Origin of the sequence: Streptomyces amakusaensis, from assembly GCF_039532665.1 — a bacterium.
In the GTDB taxonomy this organism is placed as follows: Bacteria; Actinomycetota; Actinomycetes; order Streptomycetales; family Streptomycetaceae; genus Streptomyces; species Streptomyces amakusaensis.
In genome coordinates this window covers 66397-90561 of sequence record NZ_BAAASB010000003.1, presented here as the reverse complement: position 1 = coordinate 90561, position 24165 = coordinate 66397, and the positions used below count along the sequence as shown (strand labels likewise).

The following is a 24165-nucleotide window of genomic DNA, read 5'->3' as shown; positions in this document are numbered from 1 at the left end:
CATTATCTGATGGCCCATCAGTCGACGGGCCCCGGCTCCCTTGACTTCTCGCCCGGCCCGCCCGTCAATGGCCCCCCGCGACTCTCCGAAGGGGGCACCCCGATGGCCTCAGCCGACCGAGCGACCGCCGCGCGCAAACCAGCCTCCCGCCGTGGCGGCACCCCCCGCCGGGCCGTCGCACTCGGCGCGCTCGCGCTCGTCATGGGGACGACGGCCCTCGCCGCGCCCGCACAGGCGCGGAGCGCCGCCGACGGCGCGGTGACCTTCGCGACCCGCTGTGTGCCCCCGCCCGTCGCGGGCATCCCGCCCATCCAGGGCACCACCACCGCCGAGATCACCGTCGACCGGGCGACTCCCCGGGTCGGCGACACCGTCACCGTCACCTACAAGGTCGCCAAGCCCGCCGCGAGCAACCCGGTCGACCTGGCGCTCCCCGCCGACATCATGACGCCGAGCGGCGAGGTGACCCTCGGCGGGGCGCAGAGCGGCAAGCTCACCGTCACCGGCCCCAAGAAGAATCCGCCCGTCCCCGGCAAGGGTGAATTCCCGCCGTTCTCGATGACCGGAACCTTCAAGGTCACCGCGCCCGGCTCGATCACCCTCTCGCCGGGCGACTACAACATCCACACCAGCTACATCATGGAACTCGACACCCCCTGCGCGGTCAGCTCCCCGCCCGCGCCCGTCTCCCGGACCATCGTCGCGAGCGGGCAGCCCGGGGCCAATGAGCGCGCCATCGCGCTCGCCACCGCCTCCGGCAAGCCCGGCGACCGGGTCACCGTCACCGGAACGAAGTTCACCCCGCTCACCGGGATCACCCTCGCCGGCCGGGCCGGCCAGGCCCAGACCGCCGACAGGCTGACCTTCACCTCCGACGCCGAGGGCGGCTTCACCGGCCGCCTCAAGGTCAACGACAGGGCGACCACCGGAATCGTCGCGTACGAGGGCTCCTCCTGGTCGGCCGAGAAGGGCGCGGGCCCGGCCGCGTACACCGTCACCGACGACACCCCGCTGCCCAGGGACAGTCAGAGGCTCACCGCGTCCGTCACCGCCGGTGAGCTGTCCATGTCCCAGGAGGGCGACACGGTCCGGCTCTCCTCCGTCGACTTCGGCACCGGCGGGGGAGCCGACGGCGATCTGCGCACCATCACCGTCAAGGACTTCCGGGGCGGCCCGGCCGGCTGGTCCCTCACCGGCAGGGTCACCGACTTCACCGGACCGTCCGGCAGCGAGATCGACGCGGGCCGGCTCCACTGGGTCCCCGCCTGCACCACCAAGCAGGGCAGCCCCAGCACCTGCGAGGCCGGCTCCGGGGGAGTCGTCGGCAGCGCGGGCGCGACCCTCGCCTCCGCCCCGGACGCCACGCTCACCGGCGGCGAGTTCACCGTGGACGCCTGGGTGTCGCTGAAGGTCCCGGCCTACACCGCCCCCGGGAGCTACTCCGGCGTGCTCACCCTCACGCTCACCTGACCGCCCGGCGGGCCGGGCGCGCGCCCGGCCCGCCCGCCCGCTCCCCGGGAGCCGCACCCATGCCCGTACCGCGCCGCCCCGCGCTCCCGGCCCCGCCCGGCCGCACACCCACCCTCGCGCTCGGCCTCGCCCTCGTCGCGACCCTCGGCACCGCGCTCGGCCCGCTGCCCGCCACCGCCGCGCGGGCCGCCGACAACGGCGAGTGGTCCGTCTTCCCCGCCGCCGCCTCCCGGCCGGACGGCGGCCGTCCCTACTTCCATCTCTCCGCCGACCCCGGGCGCTCCGTCACCGACCGGGTCACCGTCGCCAACAAGACCGCCGCCCCGCTGACCTTCCGGCTGTACGCGGCCGACGCCTACAACACCGCCCGCGACGGCGGCTTCGCCGTGCGCTCCCCGGACGAGCGCCAACGCGGCGTCGGGGCCTGGGCGAAGCCCGCGCGCCAGCGGATCACCGTCCCCGCGCGCTCCTCGGTCACCGTGCCCTACACCCTCACCGTCCCCGAGTCCGCCGAACCGGGCGACCACTCCGGCGCGCTCGTCGCCCTGGACGAGCGGGTCGCGCCGCCGTCCGGCGCGGTCGCCGTCGGGGTCCGCCGGGCGGTGGGCGCGCGCGTCCATCTCAAGGTGACCGGGCCCGCCGTCCCCGCCCTCACCGTCGAGGACGTACGGATCAGCCAGGACCGGCCGCTGGTGCCCGGCACCGGCGAGAGCAGTGCTCTCATCTCGTACACCCTCCACAATCGGGGCAATGTGACCCTCGGCCCCGAGGTCGCCCTCAAGGCCGAGGGCCTCTTCGGCCGCGATCTGCTCAGCCGGCGGCTGACGAGGGTCCCCTCCGAGCTGCTGCCCCGCCAGCGGATCCGTCTCACCGAGCGCTGGGCCGGCTCGCCCCAGCTGGAATGGGGAGAGATACGGCTGACCGCGAGCGCCGGACAGCTGCGGGAATCCGCGGGCGTCTCCTTCCTCGCGCTGCCCTGGACGGTGGCCGCCGCGCTCGCCCTCGCCCTGGCCCCCATCGCCTTCCGGATACGGAGACGGGTACGGAAACGCGCACGGGCACGGCGCGCCGGGACCCCGGCGAGAGCCTGACGACACGAGGGCGTCCGGCATCAGCGACAATGGGCGGCATGAGTGTTCGTACCCCGTCCTCCGAGCCCGCCGCCCACCGGGCCGGCTTCGCCTGCTTCGTCGGCCGCCCCAACGCGGGCAAGTCCACCCTCACGAACGCTCTCGTCGGTCAGAAGGTGGCGATCACCTCCAACCGGCCGCAGACGACCCGCCACACCGTGCGCGGCATCGTCCACCGCCCCGAGGCGCAGCTGATCCTGGTGGACACCCCCGGTCTCCACAAGCCGCGCACCCTTCTCGGCGAGCGCCTCAACGACGTCGTGCGCGCCACCTGGGCCGAGGTCGACGTGATCGGCTTCTGCCTGCCCGCCGACCAGAAGCTCGGCCCCGGCGACCGCTACATCGCCAAGGAACTGGCGGAGGTCAAGAAGACCCCCAAGGTCGCGATCGTCACCAAGACCGACCTGGTCGATTCCAAGGCCCTCGCCGAGCAGCTCATCGCGATCGACCAGCTCGGCCGTGAGCTGGGCATCGAGTGGGCGCAGATCATCCCGGTCTCCGTCGTCGGCGAGAAGCAGGTCCAGCTCGTCTCCGATCTGCTGGTCCCGCTGCTCCCGGAGGGCCCCGCGCTCTACCCGGAGGGCGACCTCACGGACGAGCCCGAGCAGGTCATGGTGGCCGAGCTGATCCGCGAGGCCGCGCTGGAGGGCGTCCGCGACGAGCTGCCGCACTCGATCGCGGTGGTGGTCGAGGAGATGATCCCCCGCGAGGACCGCCCGGCGGACCGGCCGCTGCTGGACATCCACGCCTATCTGTACATCGAGCGCCCCAGCCAGAAGGGCATCATCATCGGCCCCAAGGGCAAGCGCCTGAAGGACGTCGGCACCAAGTCCCGCAAGCACATCGAGGCGCTGCTCGGCACCCCGGTCTTCCTGGACCTGCACGTCAAGGTGGCGAAGGACTGGCAGCGGGACCCCAAGCAGCTCCGCAAGCTCGGCTTCTGAGATTCGGCGGTGGCGCGTGACCGTCGCGGACGGTCACGCGCCCTCCTTCAGCACCCGGGAGAACAGCTCCCGCTGCTCGTCGGTGAGCCGGGGATCCGAGCAGTACACCGTCCGCCCGTCCACCGTCAGCTCATAGCCGAACCCGTCCGGAACGCCCGCCGGGGGAGCCCCGGCCGCGTCCGCGAGGGCCTGCTCGGCCAGGACGCGCCATGTCTCCGCGTCGGCCCGGTCCAAGGTCTCCACCTCGGCGTATCGCTCGATCCCGGCGAAGCCGCCGGTACGTCGTACCTGGATGCGCATGGCTTCCGTTCTAGTACGGATCGGCCCGGTGCGGAAGCCGGATCCACCCCGGGCCACCCGGCCGTGGAGCAAGCTCTCAGTTCGTCGGCACCTTCACCGTCGACCACGCCTTCAGCACCGCCTGAAGCTCCTCGCCGTCGCCGTAGCGCGCCCGCGCGGACTCCACCGTCAGCCGGGCGAACTCGCGGAACCGCGCGTTCGGCGACAGCTCGCCGCCGGTGAGGGTGTCGAACCAGATCTGCCCGGCCCGCTCCCACGCCTTTCCGCCCAGCTCGGTGGCGAGCAGATAGAAGGCGTGGTTGGGGATGCCGGAGTTGATGTGCACCCCGCCGTTGTCCCGGCCGGTGCGCACATAGCCGTCCATGGTGGCCGGCTGCGGGTCCTTGCCGAGGACGTCGTCGTCGTACGCGGTGCCCGGGGCCTTCATGCTCCGCAGCGCCACGCCCGTGACCTCCGGGCCCAGCAGCCCCGCCCCGATCAGCCAGTCGGCCTCGGCGGCGGTCTGGCCGAGGGTGTACTGCTTCACCAGCGAGCCGAACACGTCGGACACCGATTCGTTCAGCGCGCCCGACTGGGTGAAGTACTCCAGGTTCGCCGTGTACTGGGTGAGGCCGTGCGCCAGCTCGTGCGCGATGACGTCGACCGGGATGGAGAAGTCGAGGAAGAGCACCCCGTCCCCGTCGCCGAACACCATCTGCTCGCCGTCCCAGAAGGCGTTCGCGTACTGCCGGTCGTAGTGGACGCTGGCGATCAGCGGCAGCCCCTCGCCGTCGAGGGAGCTTCGGCCGTACGACTTCAGCAGCAGCTCGAAGGTGGCCCCGAGCCCGGCGTACACCCGGTTGACGGTCGCGTCCTGCCCGGGCTCCGAGCCCTCCTCGCGGACCTTCTTCCCGGGCAGCAGGGTGCGGTTCTCGCAGTCGTAGATCGTCCGGTCCGGCTCCTCGGGACCGACCGCGGCGGCCGACGGGGCGGCGGCGCTCAGACCCCGTACGGTGGTGATCCGCCGCCTGGTCCGGTTGGCGGCGTCGAGTTCCAGGGTCCGCTGGGCGAGCGTGGCGATCGCGGTGTCCGCGCCCCGGGCGAGGGTGTCGAGGACATGCGGCGGGATGATCGTGCAGAAGACGGGATGCCGGGAGCCTGCGTGGGTGTTTGCCATGAGCGGCAATGTGGCACCGGGTCACTCTCCTGTCACTGGTTGCCACGATGATTAGTGAAATGGAGTGAAGTATCCCGGTTGGCCGAATACAATCGGCATCCCGCATAGTGATACGACACGGTGGACCGGGGGATTCCTCGGTTAGGCTGCCGCGCATCATGCGTTTCGGGCTGCTTCTTCTTAGCTGCCGCGGCGAGGGCCTGTAGTCGTAGGCCGACTCCCTCCCCGCGGGATCTGGTGCTGCTTCGAAATCGTCGGCCGTCCACACCTTTGGACCCCGAGGAGCCCTGCGCATATGTCTGAATCATCTGTCGGTCGCCCCACGCCCGTCACCAACGCGACCCACACCCAGAAGCCGTCCGGCATGCCGATCCACAAGTACGGCCGGTACGAGGCCGTCGACATCGCCGACCGCACCTGGCCGGACAACCGGATCACTGTCGCCCCCCGCTGGCTCTCCACCGATCTGCGCGACGGCAACCAGGCCCTGATCGACCCCATGTCCCCCGCCCGCAAGCGGGAGATGTTCGACCTGCTGGTACGCATGGGGTACAAGGAGATCGAGGTCGGCTTCCCCTCCTCCGGCGAGACCGACTTCGCCTTCGTCCGCTCCATCATCGAGGACGGCGCGATCCCCGAGGACGTGACGATCTCCGTACTGACCCAGGCGCGCGAGGAGCTGATCGAGCGCACCGTGGAGTCCCTGCGCGGAGCCCACCGCGCCACCGTCCATCTGTACAACGCGACCGCGCCCACCTTCCGCCGGGTCGTCTTCCGGGGCTCGCGCGAGCAGGTCAAGCAGATCGCCGTGGACGGCACCCGGCTGGTCGTCGAGTACGCCGAGAAGCTGCTGGGCCCGGAGACGGTCTTCGGCTACCAGTACAGCCCCGAGATCTTCACCGACACCGAGCTGGACTTCGCCCTGGAGGTCTGCGAGGGCGTCATGGACGTCTGGCAGCCGGAGGCGGGCCGTGAGATCATCCTGAATCTGCCGGCCACCGTGGAGCGCTCCACGCCCTCCACCCACGCCGACCGGTTCGAGTGGATGAGCCGCAACCTGTCCCGCCGTGAGTACGTCTGCCTCTCCGTGCACCCCCACAACGACCGGGGCACCGCCGTCGCCGCCGCCGAGCTGGCGATCATGGCCGGCGCGGACCGGATCGAGGGCTGCCTCTTCGGCCAGGGCGAGCGCACCGGCAACGTCGACCTGGTCACCCTGGGCATGAACCTGTTCTCCCAGGGCGTCGACCCGCAGATCGACTTCTCGCAGATCGACGAGATCCGCCGCACCAGCGAGTACTGCAACCAGATGGAGGTCCACCCGCGCCACCCCTACGCGGGCGACCTGGTCTACACCGCCTTCTCCGGCTCCCACCAGGACGCCATCAAGAAGGGCTTCGACGCCATGGAGACCGAGGCGCGGGCCGCCGGCAAGACCGTGGACGACCTGGTGTGGAACGTCCCGTACCTGCCCATCGACCCCAAGGACGTCGGCCGCTCCTACGAGGCGGTCATCCGGGTCAACTCGCAGTCGGGCAAGGGCGGTATCGCGTACGTCCTGAAGAACGACCACAAGCTGGACCTGCCCCGCCGGATGCAGATCGAGTTCTCGAAGATCATCCAGGTCAAGACCGACACCGAGGGCGGCGAGGTCACCCCCGCCGCGATCTGGTCGGTCTTCCAGGACGAGTACCTGCCCAACCCGGACAACACTGCGGCTCGATGGGGCCGGGTCCAGCTGCGCTCGGGCCAGTCGACCACCGACACGGACGGTATCGACACCCTGACCGTCGAAGCGGTCGTGGACGGCGTCGAAACCGTGCTGTCGGGCTCCGGCAACGGTCCGATCTCCGCCTTCTTCGCCGCACTGGGCGCGGTGGGCGTCGACGCCCGGCTGCTGGACTACACCGAGCACACCATGAGCGAGGGCGCGTCGGCCCAGGCCGCCTCGTACATCGAGTGCGCCATCGACGGAAAGGTGCTGTGGGGGATCGGTATCGATGCCAACACCACCAGGGCATCTCTGAAGGCGGTCGTCTCCGCCGTCAACCGCGCCAGCCGCTGAACCGGGTTCTCTTCGACGCCGTGCCCCTGGCACATCCAGCCGTGGATGTTCCAGGGGCACGGCCCGTGGCGCCGGGGGTTTCCCCTGCCGACAGCCGGAATCCGGGTGTGGTTCGCGGGGATTTCGCCGGTGGACCGGATGGCGGGTAATCGGCCATGTGCCGATGTCCTGTCGCCCGAGTGCTGACGGCACCCTCGTCATGTGGCTAACATCACGTCAACGCGGGAATGTTGCCGGAGCGTTACGGAGGTGCGCGGTGCGCGCAGGCCGGGGTTTGTTTGGCCGAAAGCTGCTGGTCTGCGGCATTCACACATCCTGGAACACGGTGGGGGACGGCGAGTTCTTCTGCCCGGACTGCGGCGGCGACCGCAACTACCGCCGCCGGACCGGCCGTCGCCGCTTCACCCTCCTCGGTGTTCCGCTGCTGCCGCGCGGCGCCGCCGGCCCGGTGGTCGAATGCGCCTCCTGCCACGGCCACTTCGGCATGGACGCCCTCGACCACCCCACCACCGCCCGCTTCTCCGCGATGCTCCGGGACGCCGTGCACACCGTGACCCTCGCGGTGCTCGCCTCCGGCGGCACCGCCTCCCGCCAGGTCAGGGAGACCGCCGTCGCCACCGTCCGCGCGGCCGGCCTCCACGACTGCACCGAGGACCAGCTCACCGGCCTCATCGAGGCACTCGCCGCCGACACCGGCCGCTTCGTCACCGACGCGGGCCCCTACGGCGCGGCCCTCGCCATCGAGCTGCACGAGGCACTGGAGCCCCTCGCTCCGCACCTGGCCCCGGCGGGCCGGGAGTCCATCCTCCTCCAGGGCGCCCGTATCGCCCTCGCGGACGCCCCCTACACCCCCGCCGAACGCGAAGTCCTCGCCACGGTGGGCGCGGCCCTCCAATTCCTCCCGGCCGACACCGACCGCCTTCTCTCGACCGCCCGCACGCCCTCGCCCTGACCTGGGCTCTCGCACCGCTCAGTGGGCGGCGGTCCCGTCGTCGACGAGATGGGCGAGGGCCGCACAGGCGCGGGCCATGGTGTCCCGCCGCACCTGGTCGTCCAGGACCCCGCGCAGCAGGAAACCACTGGTGAGGGCCAGGAGCGAAGAGGCGATCAGAGCTGCCTCGCTACTGCTGACGCGCCGCGGCGAGGGACCGTCCGAGACGGCGCGGCCGGTGAAGAGACCGGCCAGGGCGTCCCGTTGCCTGTGCTGGAGGCGCAGGGACTGCTCACGGAAGAATTCATCGTCCAGGCAGAGCAGCACCAGCAGGACTTCGAACCGGGCCTCCTCACGGAAATCGCCGTCGAGCCCGGCGGCGACCCGGCGGGCGTACAGATCGAGGAGACCGGGAAGGGCTTCCTCGCTCTCCCGGAGCCGCTCGATGTCTTCGAGATACTCGTGGACGCCCTCCTCGATGACCGCGAGGATCAGATCGCGCTTGCTCCCGAAAATGGAGTAGACGGCGCCTGTGGTCAGACCGGCCGCCTCGGCGATGGCGTCGACGGAGACATTCGTCCCCTGGGTCGCGATGAGGTGCCGAGCCGATGCCAGGAGCGCGCGACGGTTGAACTCCCGCTGCTCGGCGCGATTGCGGCGCATGAGATTCCCTGCTGTCCGAACACCCTGTGGAGGTGTCACCGGTGTGGTGCCCGCGCCGAGATTACAGGGACCGGGCCGCGGTGAACGCCACGTCGAGTTGGAGCGCGGTCAGATCGCGCGGATCGAGATGACGGCCGGGGAAGTCTCGCCGCATGTGCGAACACCGGCGGACGAACCACTGCCTCAGCCGCTTCCGTGCGCGCCGGACGTCCGGAGCGTCGTCGCCGATTCCGTCTAGGTCGATTCCGTCCAACAGCTGGAGGAGCATGCCGGCGGGGCGAAGGGTGAGGGTGTGGCCCATCCAGAGGAGATCGAATCGCTCGGCCACCGTCGCCTCGCGGTCCTGGGCCGGATCGGTCGCCGACCGGCGGTAGGCCCGCGTGAATCGCCCGATCAATTCCCGGCCTTCGGTCACCGCGGCGAAGTGCGGGGAAAGCGCCGGGAAACGGTCACTCGTCCGCCGGACCGTGTCCGCCAGCATCTCCCCGTCGCGTTCGAGCCCGTCCGCCGCCCGGCCGAGCAGCTCGGGAAGGCGGTGGCCGCTGCCGCGTGTGTCCTCGAACGCGGGCGAGTGCCACATGGCCGTCTCCGGCAGGATGCCCAGCGCTCCGTGCCGCTCGGCGTACTGGATGCTGGACGCCCCCGGCGTCATCTGCTCGCCGGGGACCGGCTCCACACGCGGGAGCAGGAGATAGGCCCCCGGGCCGAGAGGTGTCGCCCCGCCGTCCGTCGGGGCGGCGTGGAAGGGGAGACCGCGCCGGGCGATGGCCCGTTCGACGCCTGACACCAGCTCCGGCACATCGCGGTTCATCATGAAATGAAAGCCCGTGAAGTCCGAGCTGTGCAGCGTGTAGACGAGCTTCGGTTTCAGCTCGTCGATGACCGCCATCAGATGTCGTGTCTCCGGGAGCGGGCTGTTGAATCCGCCCTCGACGGGGAAATTCCATTCCACCTGATTCCGGAAGGCGGGGCGGTAGAACTTTCCGTAGTAATTCTCGATCGTGTGCGGGCCGCCGTACCATCCTTCGCCCAGACGCATCGCGTCCGGGTCCATGCACGGCACGATGTGCCAGGTCACATCGAGCCCCTCGGCCAGCTCGGGGTGTTCGGCCGCCAGCCGTGCCAGATGAAGCACCGTCAGGAATCCGGTGGGCTCATTCGGGTGCGGACCGCCGAGCACCAGTGCGTTGTTCCGCCCCTCGCCGACGGAGAGCAGCAGAATCTCCCGCCCGCCCCTGGACCGTCCCACCGTGCGCAGCTTCGTCCTCCTCGGATGCTCCCGCCGGACGCCCTCGATCGAGCGGTGCAGCTCGCCCAGTGTGGGATAGCCGCGTATCTCCGGGATCTCCGCCTCCCAGTCGAGTCCGCCGATACGCGGCCCGGTGCGGATTCTTTCGCCGCCCGTTGATCCCGCACTGTCCGTGAATCCGGTGATGGAGGAGCCGACGGCCGCGACAGCGCCGATCGATCCCGTGGTGCGGAGAAAGGCGCGCCGACTCGCGTCTTTTGGCCTGGGCGTCTCATCCATTGGTGCGCACTCCCGTCAGGGGGCCAGCTTCGATAACGTCATTATTGACATAATGACGTTATCGAAGTCAAGGGTGGTCGATGCGGGCGCTCGCGGGGCGGGCCGGACAGGGGTTACATGGAAGGAGGCCCTGTTCGTCCGTTGATCGGAGGGCTGCCGCCATGACCGGCATGGTGTTCCAGGTCGCCCGCTCCGCGCTGAAGGAACTCTGCAGACTGATCCCGGTCGAGGCCGACGCGTCCGGCAAGGTGATCGACATCCTCGACCCGCCCTCCCCGCTCGAATTCAGCGGCGGGAGCCCCGTCGGCACCCTGCACGGGCAGATCATCGTGCGGTCGCTGGACCTGTGGCCGGAGGTCGGCACCGACCGCACCGTCCTGCACCTCGCCTTCGACGAGAGCTGGGTCGAGCTGCGGGGCACGGACCGGTCGGCCTCCCCGCTCGCCGGTGCCCTGAACGTCTCCTTCACGCTGATGTTCCGTCGGATCGACGCGGAGGGCGGCGGATCGCTCGCGCAGCTCTGCGCCGATCTCGGTTCCTGCGTGGTCAAGCTCGATCCGGATCCCGCCTCGGACGCCCGGATCGACACGGCGGCCCAGCCGCTGGCCGGCTGGGAGGTCGTGGCCGCCGCCGAGGCGGCTCTGACCGATCGCTTCCGCGAGCTCGGACAGCTGCCGGCCGGGTTCGCGCTGACGCTCGCCGAAGGGCGGCCGAGCGAGCGGCTCACCACCGTCTCCGCGCTGCCGACCGTCCACTTCGCCGACGTCGACACCTTGCGGGTGCTCGCCGACTACGGACCGGCGACCGAGGCCGCCGCCGCCCCCGACGAGCTGCCGCTGCGCCGCACGGTGCTGTGCGCGCTGACCCCGCCGGGCTTCCAGCAGACGGTGCGCAACCCCGCGGTGCGCGCGATGGTCCGCTCCATGGTCGCCGACCGCCACTACGCCGAGTACATCGGCAAGGCGGCCACCCCCGAGGACGAGAAGAAGGGCGCCCGCCTCCTCGGCGAGTATCTGGACAGCGAAGCGGGCCGGCAGGAGCTGGCGGCGAACACCCCGCCGCCGGTCGGCACCGGGGCCCTGGTGCGGCACGTCCCCAACGTGCCCGACCCGTTCTCGGACTTCGACGTACTGATCGACCGCATCGAACTCTCGCTGGGCGACGGCCGGATCAACGGCGAGCTGCACGCGCACGGCGAGGTGAACAATTTTGGACTGAGGGCCCGGGTCGGGATCTCGGCGGTGCCGGTCGTCTCGCAGAACCGGGTCGAACTGAGCGACTTCCAGGTCGGCGAGCCGGATGTGGACGTCTCGCTGCCGTTCGTGCTGGAGTGGGCGTCCGGCATTCTCACCGACATCCTGGCCGGTCCGATCGCCGGAGTGCTGGCCCCGATCCTGCTCTCCGCCGTGGCCAACGAGATCGCGGACTCCCTGCTGACCGCCGAGCACCTCTCCCTCGACCCCGAAGAACTCGCCGAGCAGGGCCCCAGCCTGGCCGGTCTGCCGCGCGGCATGTCCTTCAGCACCCTCACCGTCACTCCGGCCCTGATGCGGCTCGACGGCTACTGGACGGTGTACGTCGAGGACCCGCGCCCGTTCTTCCCGGACGTGCACATCACCGGCAGGCTGACCCAGGAGGAGGAGCCGGAGGCGCTCGCCACCGGCCAGGTGTGGCTGGAGTGCCGGCCGATCATCGGGGTGGTGATGGCCGTCGACAGACCGACGGCCGGCAGTGTCTCCTTCGAGTACGACCGTCACACCCTGCACGCCACCGTCGAGCTGGCGCTCTCACCGCGTTACGTGCCGGGGCCCTTCACCTACAGTCCGTGGACCCTGCGCGTCGGATACCGGGACACCTACGGGTACCGCGACGCCGTCGGCGGCGGCGAAACCTACCCGCTGGAGCCGGGCGTCCTGGAGGTCACCTCCCTGGTGTGGCTGCCCGAGCCGCCGCTGCACGGCACCGTCGAACAGCGGACCTTCCCCGTCACCGTCCGCGGCGACCATCAGCGGCTCGAACTCGACCTGCCCGCGGAAGCGGCCAATGTCGTGCTCTTCCTGGAGACCGAGGTGACCGACGGCCTGGGCCGGTCGTGGAAACCGACCGGCTCCCTCGATGTGCAGAACCTGACCGTCGACCTCGGCAGCGCATTCGCCGACTACCAGAAGGAGTGCGCCGGGACCCGCCGCACTCTCCGCGTGGGCCGGAAGGCGAGCCTCAAGGACATGGTCACCCGCGAGTCCTTGGCCGAGGCGGTCCAGCACGCGATCCGGGTCGGCGACCCGGCGCTGGTCGCCCAGGTGGAGTCCATCGGCGTACGGCACGGCTTCAGGGCGGTCGCCGAGTCGATGGCCGCCAGGCTGAGGCACGGTTAGGCGTCGGCGCTTTCGGGAGTCAGCCGAGGACGGCGTCGACCTCCACCTCGACGAGCCAGTCCGGATCGATGAAGCGTGAGACCTCGACGAAGGTGGTCACCGGGCGGACCGCCGCGAACCGTTCCCCGTGGGCCCGCGCGGCTTCTTCCCAGCGCGTCACGTCGGTGAGCATGACGCGGGTCCGTACGACGTCCTCCAGCGACGCGCCGGTCGCTTTGAGCACGGCCTCCGCGATGTCCAGACACCTCACGGTCTGGGCGTGGACGTCCCCTCGCCCCACGGTCGTCCCGTCGTCCCCGATGGGGGCGGTTCCGGCGACCGCGACATGGGCTCCTTTGCGGACCGCCCGGGAAAAACCGATGCGGGGTTCGAGCGGCGAACCGGAACTGACCGTCTGCCGAGTGTGATCCATCGCATCATGCTCTCAGACCGCCGCGCGTGAGAGCGGGTGGGCGCTGAGCGGAAAACCGGGTCGACGCGGATCGGTGCGGTACCCGATCATGCGTTCATGCCTCTGAGAGAGACCCTTGCCCGAGTCGATGCGGACCTGGCGGCCGGCCGGGTTCCCGTCGCGCGCCAGCGTTTGCGCGGTCTCGTCTCGTCCTTCCCGCACGACCTGACGCTCCGCCGGCGTCTGGCCGAGGTGTACCGGCTCTACGGCGATGCCGCCGAGGCAGGACGCTGGATGTACCTCGAAGAGGACCGCGACGACCGCGATGCCGACGAGACCGCCGCCTTCGAGGCGCGGTACGGGACTCCCCGGTCACGGATGAAGGCCCTCGCCTGGCGCGGCCCCGAGGCCGCGGCCGCCGACTCCTTCGCGGAGGAGCGGCTGATCGCGGTGCGGACCGCCTGCGCCGAGCAGTTGGGGCTTCGTGTCGCGTGGGACGACCCCGACTCCTACCGGGACGACCTGGAGGAGGAGCGCGAGGACCCGGCCCCCGCGCCGTGGACGGTCAGAGATGTACTGACGGGCGCCGGCTGCCTGGTGGGGAGCCTCGTGGTCCTCGCGATCTGGGTGAACGGACTCGTCGCCCTCTTCGGCTGACCGGATCGCGGCGCCCTAGAGAGGTGCCACGCCGAACGGCAGCAGAAGCAGCAGCGCCGTGGGGACGAGCCCGGCGAGCAGCCCGGCCGCCGACTTGGCCCGGTTGATCCTGCTGACCAGTCCGAGGATTCCGAAGGTGACGGCCAGCGGGCCCAGGACGAAGGCGAGCGGGGCCACGCCGAAGGTGTAGAGGGCCAGGCAGACGAGGCCGACGACGCCCAGTCCGAGGGAGACGCCTCCGTAGAGACTGGCGGGACCGTCTGCCGCTTTGTTGGTCATGGCGAAACCCCTGTATTAATCCATGTTCACCCTGCATGTAAAGCCCTGTGTGCGAGGTGAAAATTACAGTTGGGTGACATGATCGCCACTCCGGCGATCATGTTAGCATCCCCGTCTGTTCCGGCCGCTGGGCCCCCTTCCGCTTACTGCGGGGCCATGCTGACGGGACTGAACGACAGTAATCATGGGGGGAAACAAATGAAGAGTTTTTCAGCGGCGAAGATATCGGCCCTGGTGATCGCTCCGGCGGTAATGATGACGTCGGGAATCGCTCCGGCGGCCTCGGCGGCCGATGTCGAAAAGAACGCCGATTCGGTGGCGTTCTCCCTTTCGGCGATCATGAACGGGGAGACCCGGAAGCTGGATTCGTCCGCCGCGCGCGGCGCGGGCGCCGGTGCGCCGAAGGGGACCGACTTCGCTGTGGAGCAGGCGAAGTCGGGCGAGCGGGCCGTGGTCGACCGCTCCAGTCTGGGACAGGGAATCGCGGTTTCGTACGGCGGTTCGTTCGTCGATCTGTCGTGGCGCGCGTACGCGCCGGACGCACGGTACGCGGTGACGCGGGACGGGCGTGAGGTGGCCGTTCTCTCCGCCGGTGTGTCCGCGTTCCGCGACACGAACGTCGTGAAGGGCGCCGAGTACGACTATCAGGTGGCCCCCGTACTGCCGAAGGGGGGTCACCCCGAGGCCCGCCTCTGGGGAGTCAAGGCGACTGTCCCCGAGTCGAGTTCCCGTGACGGGCTCCGCCGGGCGGCCACCGAGCGGGTGGCGCTGGCGGCGGCGGCGAAGACGACCACGCTCTCCTGGATCACCTTCATTCCGCAGAAGAAGATCGACGCGCCGCCGGCCGGCTGCTCGTACAAGAAGGGCTACCAGTTCGGCGGCGACGGACGCGGATACGACTGGAAGTCGAGCAAGTACCGGTCCGCTCTCCACGCGACCGTCACCTGGAGCAACAAGAAGGTCGTCGGCAATAAGTCGATGGGTGCGACGACCGTCTACAAGAAGAGCAATGGAAAGAAGGTGGCGACCAAGACCGCCACCGACAAGAAAATGGAAGCGAAGAAGCTCGGCAGCACCGGCAGCAGCGTCGACATCCGTATGAAGATGCTTGCCCAGAACCCCTTCTGCAGCGGAATTCTGGGCGTCAAGGGCGGAATCGACGGTGCCTTCACCATCAATATGACGAAGGGCGGGAACTGGACCATCCGCTCCGGGAAGCACCGTCTGATGCCCAACCACCACATCTACCTCTACAACGGCGGCAAGGTCACCAACGTCTACCAGCGCGGGTACGCCTCCGTCACGTGCCTGATCGGCAAGGCGACCTGCTCGGAGGCCGACCTCACCGGCTACCGCGGCAAGTTCTGACCCGCCCCGGGGGCGTCCGGTGCGACCCGCTTCGCACCGGGCGCGACCCCGGCCCACCGCAGGAGCTTCGCGGTGGCCAGCGCCTTGTCCCGCTCGTTGAGATCCCTGATGTGGGCGTAGTGGTCCGCGCCGGGGGCCGTCAGCACCGCGCTGTCCCTCGCGCCCCTGCCGAGGCGGTACGGCTCCGCGCTCCAGGGGTCGTACGCGCCGTTCACGAAGAGCATCCGCCGGGCGCTGTCGCGCACCCAGCGGTCGACGTCCGCCATGGCCTTCGGCTTGAACGTCATCGGGATCTCGCGCGGCACGAAGGTGCGCGGCTGCTGGTGCGGATACCGGGTCAGCCCCTTGAGATGCGCGGGCGTCCGCCGCGTGGGGGAGCCCAGCTCGGTCCCGGCCTGGTACTCGTACGCGAAGTCGGCGAAGTTCTGGTCGGCGAACACGCTGAGCTTCACGATGCCGTTGAGCGTGTCGTACAGCTGCTGGTCCGTGAGGGCCGCCGGGTCGGGGAGCGCGGGACGGCCGCCCGCCGGGGGAGCGGCCCAGTAGTTCCAGGACATCTCCCGCACCACGGCCTCGTACGCCTTGCCCAGGGAACCCACGGCGGTGAAGGTCAGCCCCTCGGCCGTCGCGTCGGCCGCCAGCCGCCGTTCCATCGCCTCCCGTCTGATCAGCCCCTCCCGCTCCAGGGCCCGCAGCCCCGCGCGCTGCTCGGCGGTGCCGACCCGCTCGAAGAACCGGTCGTACGCGGAGTCCTCGTCGTTGTCGACGTCGTTGGGGGCGACATAGGCGACCACACCGTCCATGTCGTCGGGGTGGAAGCGCTCGTAGAAGGTCGCCGTCATCCCTCCCTTGGAGTTGCCGGTGGCGATCCACTTCTTGGTGTAGATCTTCTTCAGCGCGGTGAACAGCCGGTGCTGGTCGTCGGCGGCCTGCCGGATGGTGAGTTTCGACCAGTCGGCGGGCTGTGGCATGGACGGCGGGGAGAAGCGGTGCTCCAGCGAGATCTGATTGCCGTCGACGATCTCCGTCGGCTCGGCCGTTACGGGACCCTCCATCAGCTCGTAGCCGGAGGTGTGGAAGACGGTGGGGCGGCCGGTGTCCTTGTGGAGCAGGGAGAACCGCTGCTCGAAGACGCCCGCGTCCGGGTTCCGGTGGTCGACGGGCTGGGTGAAGCCGAGGATGAGGAACCGGTGGTGGGGCGCGGGCTGTTCCTCGATCAGCCGCATCCCCGGAATCGCCAGCACCCGGGCCAGGATGTCGCCGCTCGCGGAGGTGCTCGCGGAGGCGCTCGCGGAGGCGCCCGTCGGGGCGGCGGGATCTTCGATGCCGGCCGTGTGGGCCCCGGCCGCTGTCACGGTGCCCGCCAGCACGGCCAGGGACACGAGTCCGGTCAGCGTCTTGCGCATGTGTCTCCTCGTGGTGGATGTACGCACCTACGGACGTCGGCGTACGCGCCCGAGTTGAGAAGACCTGCGGCCGGGAAGGTCAACCGGCCTGAAAAGAAGGGCGGGTCGGCTCGAAGCGGCCCCTTCCGGGACCCCTTCCCACCGACCCGCCCACCCGCTCGGGGTGATGCCTACGGAAGCCGCAGCACCCGGTCCCGCTGACCGTCCCTGCGGTCCAGCTCAGGGCTGAACGCGCCCAGCGGCTTCGCCTTCGACGGGTCCTTCAGCACGGACCCGGGCGCGACCCCGGCCCACTTCTGGATCTTCGCGATGGAGAGCGTCCGCTCCTTCTGGGGCAGCCCGGCCACATCCGCGCCGTGGTTGGCCTTGGGCACGGTGAAGACGTAACTGTCCTTCGCGCCCTTGCCGAGGCGGAACGGCTCCGCGCTCCACGGGTCGTACGAGCCGTTGACGAAGAGCATCTGCCGGGCGTTGTCCCGCACCCAGCCGCCGATGTCCGCCATCGCCTTCGGCTTGAACGTCATCGGGATGTCGCGCGGAACGTACGAGCGCGGCGGCAGGTCCTTGTAACGCGCTAGGTCCTTCAGGTGCTTGGGCACCGTGAGCATCGGCGCGCCCAGCTCGGTGCCGGCCTGGTAGTAGTACGGCGTGAACGGTTCGAGGTTCGCGTCGCTGGACCCGTCGACCCCGCCCAGCTCCAGCAGCTCGGCGTAGAGCCGGTCGTCGCTCAGCTTCTTCGGCGAGGCGGGGATCGCGTCGCACGCCTCGACACCCGAGTACTGCCAGAAGCCCCAGGGCATGCCGAGGATCGCACCCTCGTACGCCTTGGCCAGCGAGCCCACCGTCTTGAAGGTCGCGCCGGTCTCGGCCGCCGTGGCGGCGAGGCGCTTCTCCATCGGACCCCGGCGGACCAGCGCCTCGCGCTGGATGCCCTTCAGCCGGTCCCGGCACTTCTTGGTGCCGACCGTGTCGAAGAACTTGTCGTACGCCGAGTCCTCCTTGTCGTTCACGTCGTTGGGCGCGACGTACGCGACCACACCGTCCATGTCCTTGGGGTGGAAGCGCTCGTAGTACGAAGCGGTCATGCCGCCCTTCGAGGCCCCCGTGGAGATCCACTTCTTGGTGTAGATCTTCTTCAGCGCGGTGAACAGCCGGTGCTGGTCGTCGGCCGCCTGCCGGATGGTGAGCTTCGACCAGTCGGCGGGCTTCGGCCGCGACGGCGGGAAGAAGCGGTGCTCCAGCGAGACCTCATTGCCGTCGATGATCTGCGCCGGCTCCGAGCGCTCCGGGTTGGGCCACAGGAAGTAGCCGGAGGTGTGGAAGACCGTGGGGCGGCTGGTGTCCTTGTGCAGCAGGGTGAACTGCTGCCGGAAGGTGCCCTTGCGCGGGTTCTTGTGGTCGATCGGCTGTGCGTAGCTGAGCGTGAAGAAGCGGTGCTTGCCGACCTTCTCCTCGCTGATGAACTTGATCCCCGGTATCGCCAGCAGCCGGCTCTTGATGTCCGCCGCCTTCGCCTGGTTCCCGACGGGCCGCTCCGGCACCTCGGCCGCGTGGGCCCCGGCCGCTGTCACCGTGCCCGTCAGCAGGGCCAGGGACACCATTCCCGTGAGCGTTCTGCGCATGCGCTGTCCTCCCCATGGATGCATCTACGACCGGGGGGACGGCGGAACGCGCCGGATGGTTGAGAGCCGGGTGTGTGACATGGGCAACTCAACAAACCTCTGGACAGGGCGGGATGGCGCGCTGCTTCAGCCGGTGGCCGCTTCCCTCTGCCGCCGCTGCCACTCCCTGAGCGCGTTGACCCGGTGGCGCGGCTGGCGCCGCCGCGACCGCGCCCCGCAGTTCGACGTCCGGCCCCTTCGCCGGCGGGAGCAGCGCCCGGGTGACCTTCGCGAGGCGGGGGTCACCGCCGGTCACCGCGCGGGTCCACAGGTAGTCCGCCACGAAGCGGCGGTGTGCCGGGGAGGGGTGGTGGCGATGAGCCACCACGGACGACCAGGTCTCGAAGCCGCGACGTCCGGTGAGGGTCCAGCGGGTCGCCGACCAGTCCACATGGTCCTCGTCCTGCCGCCGCACGGCGCGGGCGGTCAGTTCGTCGACGGGCGTCAGGATGCGAAGGCCCACTCCAGCGAGGTCAGGACGGCACCGTGCCCGGCCCGTACCGTCCTTCCGCCGAGGGCGACCTCGTCGACCCAGTCGTACTCGCCGTCCTGGACCCGGACCGTCGTGGCGGCCCTCGGCACCCCCGTCTCGTACCAGCCCCTCGCCAGGGCGAGAAGCCGTTACGCCTCCGGCCGCCAGTCGAACGGGAAGTGCTTGCTCGACCCGCCCCGGTATGCGCGCGAGAAGTCAAAGCCCTCGGCGCGGTCCTCGCTCACCACACCCCAGGTCGCCACCTGCCCCGGCCCCACCTCCGCCCCCGGCGCGTTGATCAGCTGCACCCGGCGCGTGGGGTCCGCCGTCGGCCCGGTCAGCGCCTTCGCGCCCACGCTCACCTTGTCGGAGACGGTCGCCCGCCAGTACGCGAGATCCGACGCGGCGTCGAAACGGATCGGCGCGTACGCCACCTCCCGCACCTCAGTGATCAGCGAGCCGAACTTCCCCGGCCACCCGCCGACGTTCCCCCGGAAGATCTCCTCCAGCGCGTCCCGCTGCTCCTGGGTCCCCTTCTCGTCTATGTAGAACATCGCCTTCATCGTGGCGTCGGGGTCCCCCACCCACATGTTCCCGGCGAACTCCCCGAGCGCCACGATGCCCAGGCCGTCCAGGCGCACATCCCCGAAGTGCCCCTCATGGATCTGCCACACGAGCGTGAACAGGCAGCCGCCGTCCGTCGGAGCCTGCGCGAAGGTACAAGGACAGGGCATCGAGCAGCTGCACACGTCGAACCACTCGCCCTTGAGGTGCCAGTTGGTCTCGCTCATCACCGTTCCCCTTTCTTCATACCCCGGAGGGGTATGCGTCTGCCGGAACGGTAGCCCGGCGTCCGTCATTGCGTCAAATACCCATGGGGGGTATCTGGTTGGGTGATGCGCGCGGTCGGACGGGTAGGGGTGGGCACGGCCCGGGAGCAGGTCGGCCGGCCGGTCCGTCAGGGACGGAATCCCGTCCACGGTTCCGGACCCAAGGTGGTGCCAGTGCCAGTGCCGGTGTACGCCTCGTGCGCGATCTCGCCGCCACGGGTCACCAGTACGGCTCCGGTCGTCGACGTCATGGGACGCGGCCGGCCGCGCGGGAGCCCTCGCCGCCGTACGAGGGACGGTTGCGCCGACTGCCGAGCCCGCGCGGGCGACGCCACGGCATTGCGGTCGCTCGAACGCGCGGCCCGGCTCCCACCATGCGGGGAGGTCGTCCGAGCCGTGGAAGGGAGCCGGCCGTGTCGGAGGCGTACGCCCCCCGCGCGCTGCCGCGGCGCGCCTGGGCGGCCAATCCGCCGCTGGCCGGGGCCGCGATCGTCCTGCTCCTGATCACCCTGGCGACCCTGGTGGGGCTGATCGTGGACCCGGGGGAACTCACCGGGCAGCCCACCTGGGCGAAACCGGCCCGGTTCGGATTCTCCTTCGCCCTCTATGCCGTCACGCTGCTGTGGCTGCTGACCTTTGTACGGGGTCACTCCCGGCTGGTACGGGTGATCTCCTGGGCCACCGCGACCGGCGTGGTCGCCGAAGTCCTTTGGGTCGCCGGATCGGCGATGGCCGGAAGGACGAGCCACTTCAACCACAGCAGCTCCGCCTCCACCGCGCTGCTGGTGACCATGCTGACGATCATCGTCGTGGTCGGTCTGATGGCCGTGCTCACCCTCGGCCTGCTCCTGCGGCAGCGCGTCGAACCGCCCGCGCTGGCCTGGGCGCTGCGCCTGGGTCTCGTCCTCGCGGTCATGGGCATGGCGACCGGGGCCCTGATGGTCACCCCCAACGCGGCCCAGGAGGCCGCCGCCGACCTCGGCCAGGGCATGCCGATCATCGGCGCGCACACCGTCGGACTGCCCGACGGCGGCCCCGGCCTGCCCGTCACCAACTTCAGCACCGCCGCCGGTGATCTGCGCGTCCCCCACTTCGTCGGCACCCACTCCCTCCAGGCCCTCTGCCTCCTCGGGCTGCTCCTCACCCTCGGCCCCCGCGTGCTCGGCCAACGCCACCGCACCGCCCTGGTCTGGATCGCCGCCGCGTTCTTCCTCGGCCTGATCGCCCTCCTCACCTGGCAGGCCCGCCGCGCCCAGCCCTTCACCGCCCCCGACGCGCGAACCGCCACCGCGTACCTCGTCCTGACCGTCGCCGCGGCGGCGGCCGTCACCGCCGTGTTCCGGCACGCCCGCAGGGCGACGGCTGCCCGGGAAACCCTCTGAGGTCACAGCACCTTGTACGTCAGCTCGTACAGGGACAGCGACAGCGCGCCGATCGCCTGCGTCCGTTCCCCGAGACCCACCTCGGAGGGGATGATCTTCGCCCCGCCGATGAAATTGACCTGGCCGGTCGCCTCGTTCACTTCATGCAGAACGATGTCGATCGGCGCCTGATTGACGAACGGAACGAACCGCTCGTCGAATTCGAAGAACTCCCCCTCGCTCAACCGGATCTTCTCGAAGACGCCCCCGTCACCCCTGCCGACGAGGATCTCGTCCGCGCCATCCGGGTCCTGAACCCTTTTCGCCTCCAGAAACAAAAGCTTGGCGAAGGCCGCATTCGTCATGTTGGTCCTCTCGCGCGCTCCCGCGCTCCCGTGTCGCACAACATATGGCTAAGTCGTAGTGCACATGTCCGGGCAGCGCATGCGGTGAGATTCCCCCGCCCGCCGCGCCGAAGTGACCGACCGGCTGGTCAGGGCGGGTGGACATGGTCCCGGGTTCACCGGTTCGGCCGTTGCCCGGCCGACGTAGCGTTCTCACGGCCGACCCTTGACCTCAAGCTCGCTTGAGGTCGCAGAGTGGTCCGCATGGACACCAAAACCACGGACATCAAGGCCATCGAGCAGGTCGTCGCCACGGTCGAGCGCACCCAGCGCGCCAAAGACACCGAGGGCTTCCTCGCCCTCTTCCACCCCGACGCCCTCTGGACCACCGGCCACGGCAAAGTCCTGATCGGCTTCGACACGATCGCCGAATTCACCCGCTCCGTGCTGCCGACGGCCAGTTGGGACGGCGAGATCACCTACAAGGTCGTGCACACGCAATTCCTCCGGCCCGATGTGGCGGCCGTCAAGGTCCGACAGCTCTACCGCTCGCCGGAGGGCGAAACGGAAGGCGCTCCGCTGTACATCATGACGAAGCAGGAGGATGGGAGATGGCTGCTGCACGCCTGCCAGAACACCGGAGTGGTGCAGGCTGAATAGAACCGGGTGATCACGCGCGCGGAGATTCCAGCCGCCCCGCGAATCGCCTCCTCGAAACCGGTCGTACTGCGCAGGGCCCAGACCGCCGACCCCAGGCAGGGCCAGACGGCACCGTTGAACTCGGTCGCCCTGTCCGGATGCCAGTCGGCGGCGAGGACCGTGGCGTACCGCCGACGGTGCTCGGGATGTACGAGATCCAGCACCTCGGGGACGGCGAGGCGCGGGTCGCTGACCGGCAGGGCGCGGCGTACGAGTTCGTGGAAGACGGCCGTGCCCTCCCCGGCGGCGGGATCGCCGTGGGTGAGGGCGGAGATACGCCGGGCGGCGTCCATCGTGGCCGACTGCCCGGCCCGCGCGAAGTGCACGGCGGAGGTCGACGCCCGCATCAAGGACCCGTTGCCGGCCGCCCGCCGGTTGATCCGGAAGTGGGTCGCGGCGGCCCGCTCCGTGCGGAGGGCCCGACTCGTCGCGGTTGCGGGGGAGTCGGGCCCGGGCGGATCAGCCTCGGAGGTGGGAGACAAATGTCTGCCAGGCGGGGGCGGGGAGGACGAGGACGGGGCCGGAGGGGGTTTTGCTGTCGCGGACGGGGACGACGCCGGGGATGTTGTCGAGGACCTCGACGCACTCCCCGCCGTTGCCGTCGCTGTGGGTGCTCTTGCGCCAGGCGGCACCCTCGAAGTCGTAGCCGATCTCGACGCATTGGCCGCCGTTGCCGTCGCTGTAGCTGCTCTTGCGCCACCGAGCAGTGCTCAGGTCGTACTCGCGCATCGTCTGTGGTCCTCTGCTGCTGACTCGATCAGGGCGAGGGACGCCTCCGGGGACAGCGCGGCGGCCCTGAGCAGATCGTATGCCCGCTGTGCGCGCTTCACCACCGGCGGATCGTCCAGCAGATTCCCCGAATACACCGCCTCTGTATAGACGGTGGGAGGGGTGTCCTCGAACTCCATGAGCGTGAACGTCTTGCCCATGAGGGTGTGGGCACCGGCCTCGAACGGGATGATCTGAACCAGCGCCCTCCGGCTGCGGGCGAGATCCGCGATGTGGTCGAGCTGCCCCGCCATCACTTCGGTTCCACCCACCCGGACTCGCAGCACCTGCTCGTGCAGGATCGCCCAGTACGTGGGCTTGTCGGGGTCCTCCAGCAGGCGGCCCCGATCCATACGGCCGCTGACCATGTCCTTGATCTGCTCGTCGGGCGCGAAGGGGTTGTCCGCGAGGACTATGGCCCGGGTGTACTCGGCGGTCTGCATCACCCCAGGCACCAGAGCGGGCTCGAAGTCGTAGATATGGGTGGCCAGTGCCTCCAGCTCCGCAGCGGCCACGAAGTAACTGGCGTACGGCGAACTGTCGATCAGTTTGTGCCACAGCCGCTCGAAAAAACCTCCGGTTTGTAGGAGGACATCGAGCCGCGTCGCCACATCCAACTGCGGCTTTCTAATCGCCTGTTCGAATTGGCCGATGTATCCGCCGGAGACGAACACCGCCATCCCCACTTCGGACTGCGTCAGTTCCGCGTCCTCCCGTCGCCGTTTCAGCTCCGCGCCGAAGAACTCCCAAGCGGCCTGCTGCTGACCTTTGGCCATGGCTCAACTCCTTTTCCCTGCCGGTGCGTTGTAGAGCGCCAACCCCTGGCGAAGGTAGCCCCATCGCTGTCACCGTCGCAATACGAAGCGTGAAATCCACCCAGGGAAGAAAGGCCCGTCATGACGGACCAGGAAAAGCGCCACCCGGCCGACTGTCTGAGCGATGCGGAGGACGCCGTACAAGAATTGCGCAAGGCGCTCCACCGTTCAGGAATCGTCCTCCCCTCGCTCCGCGTGGAAACCGACTCCTACGCCCGCGCCGTCCCCTGCCCCCTCATCGAGCTGGGCCGTTCCACAGTCGACGTCGTCCGCCGCCTCACCGCCGCCCTCCGGAAGGACGAGAGCGCGGGGACCCCGTGACCGAGACCCCCGTCGGCTCCTACGCCGTGGAGGCCGGCACCGGCCGGGTGGGGGTCGTCATGGGGTACGAGGGGCCGTATGTCCAGCTCAGACCGTTGGGCGGCGGACGCGAATGGGACTGCGTCCCCGAGGACGTCAGGGCCGCCACCCCCATGGAGCGGATCAGCGCGATGAACGCGTACGCGAACGCGCGCAGTCGGGGCGAGGTGGTCTGAGGCCGGAATGATTCAC

The 24165-nt window shown here is 69.9% G+C and carries 27 protein-coding genes and 1 pseudogene; 12 read left to right on the top strand and 16 right to left on the bottom strand.

Going from position 1 to position 24165, the window contains the following annotated elements:
* The first annotated feature begins 102 nt into the window (after window positions 1-102).
* From ABD371_RS05565 to era, 3 genes are read left to right on the top strand one after another with little or no spacing between them, the layout of a single operon-like run.
* The gene (locus tag ABD371_RS05565; protein ID WP_381733187.1) at window positions 103-1470 is read left to right on the top strand and encodes a beta-xylosidase; all 1368 of its coding nucleotides are present in this window, start codon (window positions 103-105) and stop codon (window positions 1468-1470) included.
* A gap of 59 nt (window positions 1471-1529) precedes the next feature.
* Window positions 1530-2561 (top strand): WxL protein peptidoglycan domain-containing protein, encoded by a 1032-nt coding sequence (locus ABD371_RS05560; protein WP_344473377.1) that lies wholly within the window; start codon window positions 1530-1532, stop codon window positions 2559-2561.
* Window positions 2562-2590: 29 nt separating this feature from the next.
* Window positions 2591-3544 carry a GTPase Era gene (gene era, locus ABD371_RS05555; protein ID WP_381733184.1) on the top strand — a complete coding sequence of 318 codons (954 nt, stop codon included), beginning with the start codon at window positions 2591-2593 and terminating at the stop codon, window positions 3542-3544.
* A gap of 33 nt (window positions 3545-3577) precedes the next feature.
* Here era and ABD371_RS05550 read toward each other — a convergent pair whose 3' ends face one another.
* Window positions 3578-3844, bottom strand: a complete 267-nt coding sequence (locus ABD371_RS05550) for a protealysin inhibitor emfourin (protein WP_344473373.1) — start codon at window positions 3842-3844, stop codon at window positions 3578-3580.
* A gap of 76 nt (window positions 3845-3920) precedes the next feature.
* Window positions 3921-5000, bottom strand: coding sequence for a M4 family metallopeptidase (locus ABD371_RS05545; protein WP_344473371.1), 1080 nt, complete (start codon window positions 4998-5000; stop codon window positions 3921-3923).
* 295 nt (window positions 5001-5295) lie between these two features.
* Here ABD371_RS05545 and leuA point away from each other — a divergent pair, with 295 nt between their 5' ends.
* Window positions 5296-7065, top strand: a complete 1770-nt coding sequence (gene leuA, locus ABD371_RS05540) for a 2-isopropylmalate synthase (RefSeq protein ID WP_344473369.1) — start codon at window positions 5296-5298, stop codon at window positions 7063-7065.
* A 256-nt stretch (window positions 7066-7321) separates the two neighbouring features.
* On the top strand, window positions 7322-8017 hold the full coding sequence (locus ABD371_RS05535; RefSeq protein WP_344473367.1) for a TerB family tellurite resistance protein: 696 nt from the start codon (window positions 7322-7324) through the stop codon (window positions 8015-8017).
* Window positions 8018-8035: 18 nt separating this feature from the next.
* Here ABD371_RS05535 and ABD371_RS05530 read toward each other — a convergent pair whose 3' ends face one another.
* Both ABD371_RS05530 and ABD371_RS05525 read right to left on the bottom strand, forming a co-directional pair.
* On the bottom strand, window positions 8036-8659 hold the full coding sequence (locus ABD371_RS05530) for a TetR/AcrR family transcriptional regulator (protein ID WP_344473365.1): 624 nt from the start codon (window positions 8657-8659) through the stop codon (window positions 8036-8038).
* A gap of 61 nt (window positions 8660-8720) precedes the next feature.
* The gene (locus ABD371_RS05525; protein WP_344473363.1) at window positions 8721-10187 is read right to left on the bottom strand and encodes a M14 family zinc carboxypeptidase; all 1467 of its coding nucleotides are present in this window, start codon (window positions 10185-10187) and stop codon (window positions 8721-8723) included.
* Between the two features lie 161 nt (window positions 10188-10348).
* On the opposite strand from ABD371_RS05525, the gene ABD371_RS05520 reads away from it, so the two are divergent.
* Window positions 10349-12562 carry a hypothetical protein gene (locus tag ABD371_RS05520; RefSeq protein WP_344473361.1) on the top strand — a complete coding sequence of 738 codons (2214 nt, stop codon included), beginning with the start codon at window positions 10349-10351 and terminating at the stop codon, window positions 12560-12562.
* A 19-nt stretch (window positions 12563-12581) separates the two neighbouring features.
* On the opposite strand, the gene ABD371_RS05515 is transcribed toward ABD371_RS05520, so the two are convergent.
* On the bottom strand, window positions 12582-12974 hold the full coding sequence (locus ABD371_RS05515; protein WP_344473359.1) for a RidA family protein: 393 nt from the start codon (window positions 12972-12974) through the stop codon (window positions 12582-12584).
* A 96-nt stretch (window positions 12975-13070) separates the two neighbouring features.
* On the opposite strand from ABD371_RS05515, the gene ABD371_RS05510 reads away from it, so the two are divergent.
* Window positions 13071-13610: a DUF6584 family protein gene (locus ABD371_RS05510; protein WP_344473357.1), complete on the top strand. Its 540-nt coding sequence runs from the start codon at window positions 13071-13073 to the stop codon at window positions 13608-13610.
* Between the two features lie 15 nt (window positions 13611-13625).
* Here ABD371_RS05510 and ABD371_RS05505 read toward each other — a convergent pair whose 3' ends face one another.
* The gene (locus ABD371_RS05505; protein ID WP_344473355.1) at window positions 13626-13889 is read right to left on the bottom strand and encodes a hypothetical protein; all 264 of its coding nucleotides are present in this window, start codon (window positions 13887-13889) and stop codon (window positions 13626-13628) included.
* A gap of 182 nt (window positions 13890-14071) precedes the next feature.
* A complete protein-coding gene (locus ABD371_RS05500; protein ID WP_344473353.1) occupies window positions 14072-14230 on the bottom strand; it encodes a hypothetical protein in 159 nt (52 codons plus the stop codon).
* Here ABD371_RS05500 and ABD371_RS05495 point away from each other — a divergent pair.
* Window positions 14229-15257, top strand: coding sequence for a hypothetical protein (locus ABD371_RS05495; RefSeq protein ID WP_344473351.1), 1029 nt, complete (start codon window positions 14229-14231; stop codon window positions 15255-15257). The genes ABD371_RS05500 and ABD371_RS05495 overlap by 2 nt on opposite strands.
* Here ABD371_RS05495 and ABD371_RS05490 read toward each other — a convergent pair.
* The 5 genes from ABD371_RS05490 to ABD371_RS05470 all read right to left on the bottom strand — a co-directional run bounded on the left by ABD371_RS05490 (window position 15239) and on the right by ABD371_RS05470 (window position 19587).
* The gene (locus ABD371_RS05490) at window positions 15239-16663 is read right to left on the bottom strand and encodes a S28 family serine protease (protein WP_344473349.1); all 1425 of its coding nucleotides are present in this window, start codon (window positions 16661-16663) and stop codon (window positions 15239-15241) included. The two genes, ABD371_RS05495 and ABD371_RS05490, sit on opposite strands and share 19 nt — an antisense overlap.
* A gap of 170 nt (window positions 16664-16833) precedes the next feature.
* Window positions 16834-18285, bottom strand: coding sequence for a S28 family serine protease (locus tag ABD371_RS05485; RefSeq protein WP_344473347.1), 1452 nt, complete (start codon window positions 18283-18285; stop codon window positions 16834-16836).
* 88 nt (window positions 18286-18373) lie between these two features.
* Window positions 18374-18787: a hypothetical protein gene (locus ABD371_RS05480; protein ID WP_344473345.1), complete on the bottom strand. Its 414-nt coding sequence runs from the start codon at window positions 18785-18787 to the stop codon at window positions 18374-18376.
* Window positions 18769-18906, bottom strand: a complete 138-nt coding sequence (locus ABD371_RS05475; protein ID WP_344473343.1) for a hypothetical protein — start codon at window positions 18904-18906, stop codon at window positions 18769-18771. Before ABD371_RS05475 ends, ABD371_RS05480 begins: the two co-directional genes overlap by 19 nt.
* 39 nt (window positions 18907-18945) lie before the next feature.
* Window positions 18946-19587 carry a DUF1326 domain-containing protein gene (locus tag ABD371_RS05470; RefSeq protein ID WP_344473341.1) on the bottom strand — a complete coding sequence of 214 codons (642 nt, stop codon included), beginning with the start codon at window positions 19585-19587 and terminating at the stop codon, window positions 18946-18948.
* Between the two features lie 452 nt (window positions 19588-20039).
* On the opposite strand from ABD371_RS05470, the gene ABD371_RS05465 reads away from it, so the two are divergent.
* Window positions 20040-21008, top strand: coding sequence for a hypothetical protein (locus ABD371_RS05465; RefSeq protein WP_344473339.1), 969 nt, complete (start codon window positions 20040-20042; stop codon window positions 21006-21008).
* A gap of 2 nt (window positions 21009-21010) precedes the next feature.
* On the opposite strand, the gene ABD371_RS05460 is transcribed toward ABD371_RS05465, so the two are convergent.
* The gene (locus ABD371_RS05460) at window positions 21011-21352 is read right to left on the bottom strand and encodes a hypothetical protein (protein ID WP_344473337.1); all 342 of its coding nucleotides are present in this window, start codon (window positions 21350-21352) and stop codon (window positions 21011-21013) included.
* Between the two features lie 243 nt (window positions 21353-21595).
* On the opposite strand from ABD371_RS05460, the gene ABD371_RS05455 reads away from it, so the two are divergent.
* Complete coding sequence (locus tag ABD371_RS05455; protein ID WP_344473335.1) at window positions 21596-21991, top strand: SgcJ/EcaC family oxidoreductase; 396 nt, start codon at window positions 21596-21598, stop codon at window positions 21989-21991.
* Between the two features lie 38 nt (window positions 21992-22029).
* On the opposite strand, the pseudogene ABD371_RS05450 reads toward ABD371_RS05455, so the two are convergent.
* The 3 genes and pseudogenes from ABD371_RS05450 to ABD371_RS05440 form a co-directional block, all read right to left on the bottom strand.
* Window positions 22030-22431 (bottom strand): annotated as a pseudogene (locus ABD371_RS05450) (ADP-ribosylglycohydrolase family protein); the annotation flags it as partial.
* Between the two features lie 58 nt (window positions 22432-22489).
* Window positions 22490-22759: a DUF397 domain-containing protein gene (locus ABD371_RS05445; RefSeq protein ID WP_344473333.1), complete on the bottom strand. Its 270-nt coding sequence runs from the start codon at window positions 22757-22759 to the stop codon at window positions 22490-22492.
* The gene (locus ABD371_RS05440) at window positions 22741-23574 is read right to left on the bottom strand and encodes a helix-turn-helix domain-containing protein (RefSeq protein WP_344473331.1); all 834 of its coding nucleotides are present in this window, start codon (window positions 23572-23574) and stop codon (window positions 22741-22743) included. The genes ABD371_RS05445 and ABD371_RS05440 overlap by 19 nt, the downstream gene beginning before the upstream one ends.
* A gap of 120 nt (window positions 23575-23694) precedes the next feature.
* Between ABD371_RS05440 and ABD371_RS05435 the strand changes: the two genes are divergently transcribed.
* Window positions 23695-23934, top strand: coding sequence for a hypothetical protein (locus ABD371_RS05435; RefSeq protein WP_344473329.1), 240 nt, complete (start codon window positions 23695-23697; stop codon window positions 23932-23934).
* Window positions 23931-24149 carry a hypothetical protein gene (locus ABD371_RS05430; protein ID WP_344474135.1) on the top strand — a complete coding sequence of 73 codons (219 nt, stop codon included), beginning with the start codon at window positions 23931-23933 and terminating at the stop codon, window positions 24147-24149. The genes ABD371_RS05435 and ABD371_RS05430 overlap by 4 nt, the downstream gene beginning before the upstream one ends.
* The last annotated feature ends 16 nt before the right edge of the window (window positions 24150-24165 follow it).